Origin of the sequence: Enterococcus ratti (assembly GCF_001886195.1) — a bacterium.
GTDB lineage: Bacteria > Bacillota > Bacilli > Lactobacillales > Enterococcaceae > Enterococcus_B > Enterococcus_B ratti.
The window spans coordinates 25,057-32,653 of sequence record NZ_JXLB01000022.1 but is presented as its reverse complement, the minus strand read 5'-3'; the positions used below and the strand labels follow the sequence as shown (position 1 = coordinate 32,653).

The 7,597-nt window shown below is 34.3% G+C and carries 8 protein-coding genes; 4 read left to right on the top strand and 4 right to left on the bottom strand.

What is annotated here, in order from left to right:
* A partial coding sequence (locus RV14_RS09760; RefSeq protein ID WP_071856076.1) for a Spy0128 family protein occupies window positions 1–3,942 on the bottom strand: 3,942 nt, incomplete at its 3' end.
* A gap of 314 nt (window positions 3,943–4,256) precedes the next feature.
* On the opposite strand from RV14_RS09760, the gene RV14_RS12760 reads away from it, so the two are divergent.
* The 4 genes from RV14_RS12760 (at window position 4,257) to RV14_RS12745 (ending at window position 5,690) form a co-directional block, all read left to right on the top strand.
* The gene (locus RV14_RS12760; RefSeq protein WP_245785493.1) at window positions 4,257–4,535 is read left to right on the top strand and encodes a helix-turn-helix domain-containing protein; all 279 of its coding nucleotides are present in this window, start codon (window positions 4,257–4,259) and stop codon (window positions 4,533–4,535) included.
* The gene (locus tag RV14_RS12755; RefSeq protein ID WP_342714736.1) at window positions 4,505–4,690 is read left to right on the top strand and encodes a helix-turn-helix domain-containing protein; all 186 of its coding nucleotides are present in this window, start codon (window positions 4,505–4,507) and stop codon (window positions 4,688–4,690) included. Before RV14_RS12760 ends, RV14_RS12755 begins: the two co-directional genes overlap by 31 nt.
* Before the next feature lie 91 nt (window positions 4,691–4,781).
* Entirely contained in the window at window positions 4,782–5,060 is a 279-nt protein-coding gene (locus tag RV14_RS12750; RefSeq protein ID WP_245785492.1) for a hypothetical protein, read from the top strand.
* Window positions 5,061–5,156: 96 nt separating this feature from the next.
* Complete coding sequence (locus tag RV14_RS12745) at window positions 5,157–5,690, top strand: hypothetical protein (protein ID WP_245785491.1); 534 nt, start codon at window positions 5,157–5,159, stop codon at window positions 5,688–5,690.
* 146 nt (window positions 5,691–5,836) lie between these two features.
* Here the strand turns inward: RV14_RS12745 and RV14_RS09750 are convergent, their stop codons facing one another.
* The 3 genes from RV14_RS09750 to budA all read right to left on the bottom strand — a co-directional run bounded on the left by RV14_RS09750 (window position 5,837) and on the right by budA (window position 7,585).
* Window positions 5,837–6,097, bottom strand: a complete 261-nt coding sequence (locus RV14_RS09750; RefSeq protein WP_071856075.1) for a hypothetical protein — start codon at window positions 6,095–6,097, stop codon at window positions 5,837–5,839.
* 156 nt (window positions 6,098–6,253) lie between these two features.
* A complete protein-coding gene (locus tag RV14_RS09745) occupies window positions 6,254–6,739 on the bottom strand; it encodes a GAF domain-containing protein (RefSeq protein WP_071856074.1) in 486 nt (161 codons plus the stop codon).
* A 135-nt stretch (window positions 6,740–6,874) separates the two neighbouring features.
* The gene (gene budA / locus RV14_RS09740; RefSeq protein WP_071856073.1) at window positions 6,875–7,585 is read right to left on the bottom strand and encodes an acetolactate decarboxylase; all 711 of its coding nucleotides are present in this window, start codon (window positions 7,583–7,585) and stop codon (window positions 6,875–6,877) included.
* Window positions 7,586–7,597: the final 12 nt, after the last annotated feature.

The following is a 7,597-nucleotide window of genomic DNA, read 5'->3' as shown; positions in this document are numbered from 1 at the left end:
AGCATCATAGCTAATCGTACGATCTGACCCCGTTTTTTCACGTATCGTGTAATGATACTCTCCAGCTTTTTCATACGCAAGTTCATCAAAATAGATTTGGCCGCTGGCGTCATTGCTTTTAGTTTGTAAAACTTTTCCGCTTTCATCCACTAATTCAAAGGCAAATTCGTTGGCTTGTAAATGACGTCCTGTTAGGATTTTTTCGGCTTGTAAGACGACATTACCGGCTTGTGGCTTGTAATGATTGGTAAAGACTGGACTGCCTTCATAAGTGGTACTCGCTACGAGTTGATCTTCTTCTTCCGTAACTGTTACTGTCACTTTCATTTCTTGATTATCATAGATGATGGCTTGATCGTCTCCGGATTTTTCACGAATTGTATAATGATATTCACCTATATTATTGTAAGTGATAGCATCAAAATCAACTTGACCTGTCGCATCATTTTTTTTCGTTTGAATGACCTTCCCATCATCATTAAGCAATTCAAAAACAAATTCATCGGCTTTTAATTTTCGCCCATCAAGAATTTTTTGGATAGATAAGGCTTGGCTTGTCTCTTTAATTTCTTTGTGATTGGCCAATTCAAAAACATAGTTAACTTGTTTATCAGAAAGAGTAAAAGTATAAGGTGTCGCATCCCGTTGGTACCCTTTTGGTGCAGTAATCTCTTGAATCATATAATCACCATAGCGTAGATTATCAATGTGTTCAAGTGCCCCCCCGTTTTCCATAATTTGATTATTTTTAACCACTAAGTTCGAGAAAAGGACTTCATAATTATTTTGAGCATTTTTACGGCTCAATTGAAAGACAGCTTCTTTATCAATTCCTTGTTCTTTGCTTTCTTGTGCATCATATTTCACAATTTTTAGCGAACCGTTCGTTCCCGAAGAATTTCCACTACCATTTGTCGACTTAACTGTGATCTCTTTGGTCACATTATGGATCTCAATTTTACTACCAGTTAAACTTACTTTATTAGTTACTCGTTCATTATTTAAAATCCCCGGATCAAGTTGCGTTTGATAAACTATAAAATAAGGCTTTTTGATTGTTTCTTCAAAATTAATAGTTAATGATTGAGTACCAGTAGAGACATCCGTAGTGATTTGCAGATTATCTTCATTAGTAAAATTAACTTTTGCACCCTTTTCCCAAGTACCGTTATTCAAAACTGCTTCATAAACTTCCACAGCCGGTGTACCATTCGCATCACGTAAGAAGATTTGTTGATTATATTTGACCGTATCTTTGACGACTGCATTTTGAACTGTACGGCTGTCGGCATTAATCATCACTTCCCAATCAATCAGACGTTTGTTGTCTGCATTTTGACTACCATTTTTACTTAGCCAATCCATTTTGTCAGATTTATCCACTTGTCCTTGAGCAGTTAAGGTAGTGTTATTATCCGTTAGTGTAATGGAATTTTTGTAGGTGAATACATCTTCTGCTGCTTCAGTTGACAGAAAAACAGCTAATGTTTCTGAAGTATCTTTCAGTAAAGTAATACTTATTTTTTTAGTATTCGGATCATAAGTGTAACTATAGTCTTCACCAAGAACCAATTTTTCTTTCAGGGATCGTATCTGAGTAGCATAACCTGTGACAGTGGCAGTATAAACAGCCAATTCTTTCAAAGTTTGACCTTTTTGCAATTGGTCAACAATCACAGCATTTTTATTGATCTTTCCTTTATAGGTATTAAATAATGATATCCAATAGATTTGATCGCTTGATGCGATGGATTCATCAAAAATACTTCCTAAGTTACGGCCAAGTATCGTTTGGAGCGCTTTAGCTACATCTTCTCCTTCACCAATGAATATTCCGTATTTCAAAGCATTAGTTAACCAATTGGTATCCAACCAAGTATTCGATTCTGAAGCCTCCGTTGATAAATTTCCTGCTGCATCAATAGCATGCGCAAAAGCCGCATTACTGAAACGACTATTAGAACTACCTAGTGCGATTTGTTTTGGTACATCAAAATGAGTCTTAAAGTTGGCAGTGATAGTTGCCGAAGTATTTTGATAAGCACCGATTAATTGAATACGAAAACCGGTTTCCATTTCCGTTGTTGATCCATTAGCGAGAGTTTTCATTTCTTTAATGACAGAAACGGTGTAGTCCGTATTGAGTGTTAACGGTGCAGTAGCGTCACTTGCAGTCACAATCAAAGAGTCTGACAATAGTTCTAGCGCACTGCTATTTGCACCGGAGATTAATTGGTAACGGTCTTCAATGACTAAGTTATTGACGTTTTGCTGATTGGTATTAGCAACGATTTTCCAAGGGACGGTTAGCGCTTCATAGTCTTTGGTTCCAGCAGTTTTAACGACCCCAATTATTTTTGTTGGATTAACTACGCCATTTCCGGTTAAAGAGGTATTTTGATTATCACGAATCGACGCATAATTATAGATTCTCGTATCTGCCAAAATTGATCCATACAATTGTGTATCGTATTGAATCTTATAGTAACCTGCTTTAGCAAAAGTAATCCCGAAACGCACGATTTTGCCATCTTTGGTTAATTCATACGTATTGTCAAATGACCAATCATCTGCTGCTACGGGCACACCTTCTTTATCTGTAATTTTCAAGCTTTCTTTAACAAAAAAGTGGATGGCTCTTGACGGATCATTTCCTGAATAAGTCTGATCCAGTACTTGTGCTTGATCTTTATCTAATGTGACAGAAAGTTCCCACGAGGCACGTTTTGTTTCTGGACTATAACCAGTAAATCGCTTGTATTCAGACTGTTCATCATACGTAACGGTTGCTTCTGCTGTTTTCTTCATAAAATCACTACTTGTAATGGAAGCAATATTTTTAAAGGAGGTAGCACTAGGATTGGTTACTGCACTATTGATAACAATTCGAACCGGACCTGTTACAGTTTGATTGAAGGTAAAAGTATTATTGGTACTGTTAAATGTATACAAACCATCCGTTCGAATCCATTCATTGGTACTTGCATCATAACGATAACCAGTTGAAGTACTATAAGCTAACCCTTGCGGCAATTGATCTGTCACGACGACATCATGTAATTCGCGATTCGTACGGTTAAAAATAATTTCCCACACTATTGCCCCGCTCGATGTCACACTTCCTGTCTTTGTAATATCAATCTCATAAATTGGTAATGAAATAAGGATTTCATGTCCGTCTTCATCATAAATGCCAGTAGGAATTGTCACTTCTTCGGTCACTGTAGATACGTTTAATTCTGTCACCAATTCAATACTTCCTAAACGGTTTGATAAAGTGTGAGCTGTATCATTAAAGGTCACCGTTAATTTTCCATCTTTTGATAGTGTAAATGCACCTAAAGACTGTCCGCCATCACGAGTTAATTCCCCGTTCACTTCATTATGAATAGCAAAATATTCTGGCAGTTGGTAAGTATAGTAGTCACCATCACGAATCTCTTCGGCATCTTCTAACGCCCAGTCAAAATGAATTTTGATATTTCCGTTATACATTGGTGGATTTTCTTCAGTGAATGGCTGGTTGTTTAAATCAGTGACCCAGACGTTATGAAAAAGCTGGATACCACGTTCATTCAAATTGGCACTTAATGCTTCTTGCGTATCTGCTGTTTGACTTTCAACAGGAGCTCGAGGCTGGATAATGTTTTGATTGGTCGTAGAAGTGAACGATTGTTCTTGCGTGTGACTTGGTGCGTTTGCTTGAGCGGCTTCTATAGGTTGCGTAGTTGACTGTGTGGTCGTTGTTTGTGTTTTTTCACTCGTTAAAGCAGTGATGGGTTTATCTATATCAGGAACTACTTGACTACTAGGTGTTGATTCAGTTGTATTTGGACTACTTTCTGCTATAGGTATCCCTTTTGCAAGAACAATTGTTGACTCACAAAAAATTGATCCTAACAAGCCAAGTAAACATATATAAATAGAAAGTTTGTTTTTCATATTGATTCATCCTTTTTCTATATAATTTCTAATTTTTTTATTCAATTGGTTTCGAAATTGCTTAACTAAGTCTGATTATTCAACACTGAGCAAACTTTCTCGATAGGTTCCGTTTTTTTCTCCTTTCTTATGTTCAGAATTAGAAAATGATTCTGTAGCACTAGCTAACCATCGATTTAGAATCTATTCTTCCTCTTTATTTTGCCAAAGACTTTGTACTTTAAGTATTCAAAAAAAATACCGTACCTAATTTTTTGAATACTTGTAAAATCATGGTATTATTTACACATTACACAAACAAATTGGAGGAATTTATGCTAAGAAAATTATTATCATCTACTTCACAAAAAAAACTACAATTGATCGAGTATCTATTGAATGATTCAAAAACATCCTTCCATGAGCTAGCGACAAAGCTTTCAAGTTCAATATCGGCAATTAAAAATTACCTCATAGAAATTGACAGTGAATTTCCTTTTCTTGAAGTACAAAGTGATAATTTTTCTCTTGTTTCTCTTCAGTTACGTCCTTTTGCTACTTTAATGGATGTTTACAGCCATTTTTGGCTCATTCTTCTGCATTTCAATTATTAGAACTGTTGTTTTCATCAAATTTTACAAGTTACGAGATGTTAGCAACCGAATTAAATTTAAGTAAATCATCGATCATTCGTTTAATCAAAAAAATCAACTTAATTGTTGCACCTTACGATTTTTTTATTGCCACTAAGCCAATTCAGTTAAAATGAAAAGAATATTCGCCAATTTTTTCTGATTTTTTTCTTAGAAAAATACCAGCATGAGTTCATTGATGCAAATAAAAATCAAGAACGAGAATTTATGAAAATCGCTCAAATGATTGCAGTAGCGACTCCTTTAAAAATTTACTTTTCTGATGTTAAGAAAATGGCTTTTGTCATTTATGTCCATACAAAACGTGATCGGCTGGCTGTAACTAAGATAAATACAAATCACATCGAGTATTTCCTTAAAAAAATCGATCTACGGGAATTTACAGGCTACCATCGAGCTTATGTCGAAAAAATGATTGGTTATGTTACAGAACATATTGGTCAAGATCCGCAAGTTTTTCGTACAACTAAAAATGTGTTTTATTAACTAACAAAATGTCTTTTCAAAAAATACAATTATCACGAAGACAATTTTTCTCAAAAGCTGGACGCTGTTGTTTTTAATTACTTTCTAGGCATCAACTTGCAAGTTCCTTACTGTATTTTAGATGATCGTTTTTCACGCTTTGTAGCAAACTGTGACTTTGTGCAACAAGTAATCAACCAAGATATTACAGATTTATTGACTCACTCAAAATTACCAATTGTTCGTACCAGTACAATTCATTACTTAATTTATATTTTTCATACCTCATTTCCTCATTTTGCTACAAAAATTATTGACACAAATGCAAAATTTAAATTAGCTTTATTTTATGACACAACAAGTTCACACACAGAATTTATTCAAACTAAAATTGAACAGTTTATTCCTTATCAACTAGCAATCACGGTGCTAAATCCACTTGACTCTTTTTCTTTAACTATGCAAAAGGACTCTTTTGATCTAATTATTGGCAATGTTACTCCTTCTTCACAAAAAAATCGGTTTAAATATACCGATATCAATTTGACCAAGAAAGACCTAGCTTTTATAGGTAGACAAATTCAAGAAAAAGGTATTAAGAATCTCCAACAACGTTATGACCAAAAACGAAAAAAGAAAAATAATCTTTAAAAGGAAAAATTTGGATATTTTACTATTAAAGACTAGAGATAACAATAAACCAGAATATCCTGAAAATTTATGAACCAAATTTCGGATATTCTGTTCTATCTCTCAGAGTCAAACACTTTGAACAAAACCTCTTTTCTGTCTTGTGTTTATAAAACGAAGACTGGTTCATACACTTTTTGTGAGGCTTCAAAATAAACTTCTTCTGCTAATCCATATACATTTTCATATTTTACTACTACTTTCCCACATTTTTCTAATATTTCTTCATGATCATGTACTTGATATTTTTCTATACATAACACAATACAATTTTCTAATTTATTAATAACTTCTCCTACGACTGGATGTTTTAAGCCAATTGGTTGACAGGTATATTTTTTTCCTAAAATAATTTCCTCACTCTTCATATCTCATCCACCTTTAATCATTTTGACATTTTATAAAATGATAATAACATTAAAATTAGATTATGGAAACTAAAAACATTTATAATTAAAAAAATCGAAAGACACATGATTAAATATGCTTCTTTCGATTTCATGAAATAAAATAATTTATTTTTATTAAGAGAAAATATTCATAGGAAACGTTGGAAACAATATCTCCACATACTTTTCTAAATTTTCTTGATCCATTCGATCATATCCTTTCGTCTGCGCACAATCAATATCTAAGACCCCAATCAACCGGTTTTCCTTAACCATTGGCACAACAATTTCTGACTGAGCCGCAGAGTCACAGGAAATATAGTTCTTATGTTTTTTCACATCTTCAACGATCAAAGTGGTTCGTTTTTGTGCTGCTTCCCCGCAGACCCCTTTGCCTAATTTAATTCGCGTACATGAAACACGTCCTTGGAAAGGTCCTAAAATCAGTTCTTTTCCATTAAAAAGATAATAGCCAACAAATACTGTTTGGGGCAATGTCTCATTTAACAAAGCGGAGGAATTGGCTAAATTCGCTAACCAATGGTCTTCAACTTCTAATAATCCTGCTTGTTGTAAGAATAACGTCTGATAAGCTTCCATTTTTTGTTTTTGAGACCACATCATTTCTCTCCTCCTTTGATAAATGAATTATAGCTTAGAAACATGACTAGCCGATCAGCATTAAATAAAAAAGATTCGTCAGAGAATTTTTCTACGAATCTTTTTTATTTATGAAAAAAACATTGATGCTTTGTTTTATTCTGCCTGTTCGATCTCTTTTTCTAAGTTAGCATAGTCAATTTCAGTTGTAACAAATGTCACATCGTTTACTGGAAAATGTTGTACCAAATTTTCGATTTTGCTCAATTCTACTTTTCCTTTTGCTAATTCAAAGTCAATTACGTGACCACCAAATTGTTTCGTCTCATCAATAAAATGCAAATGAAATCCTGCTGCTGCAACTCCTTGAAATAAAGCAGGAGTATAAAAACCGACTAACGTACCTGAAAGATTGGTTTCCTGAAATTCGGGTTGTGATTCTGAAATTTTTGCTAGTCGGTGATAGGGTTTGCTTTGTTTAGGCATCACGCGTGTGTGGATGTTCTGAAACATACCAGTAATTTTTATTGCAAAAAATAAGTTACTTCCTGCTTGTTTTACTAAAATTTCTTTTTTTAATTCTTCGCTGCTAGTAACCTGAGTTACCTCAAAAGAAGAATCCTTGCAAAAATTTGTAACGGCAGCATAAGGAGTAGTTTCAGTTCCTGTTAATTGAACTACTGAACCGTCTGAACGTGCTTGATAAGCTTTTCCATCTAAAAACATCACTTCTCCGTCTAAACCGTGCAAAGTTCCTAAGCCTAAGGTTCCATGTTCAAGAATATGAGTAATTGTTTCAGTGCCATCCATTAAACCCGCCATCAAAGCACCTAACGTTCCATGCTGGTAAAGTATTTTTCCATTCATTTTATCTTCTCC

Bases quoted from the DNA above. Each gene is read 5' to 3' on its own strand.
- RV14_RS12760 (WP_245785493.1), top strand. From the start codon at position 4,257: ATGCTAAGAAAATTATTATCATCTACTTCACAAAAAAAACTACAATTG.
- RV14_RS12750 (WP_245785492.1), top strand. From the start codon at position 4,782: ATGAAAATCGCTCAAATGATTGCAGTAGCGACTCCTTTAAAAATTTAC.
- RV14_RS09750 (WP_071856075.1), bottom strand. From the start codon at position 6,097: ATGAAGAGTGAGGAAATTATTTTAGGAAAAAAATATACCTGTCAACCA.
- RV14_RS09745 (WP_071856074.1), bottom strand. From the start codon at position 6,739: ATGTGGTCTCAAAAACAAAAAATGGAAGCTTATCAGACGTTATTCTTA.
- budA (WP_071856073.1), bottom strand. From the start codon at position 7,585: ATGAATGGAAAAATACTTTACCAGCATGGAACGTTAGGTGCTTTGATG.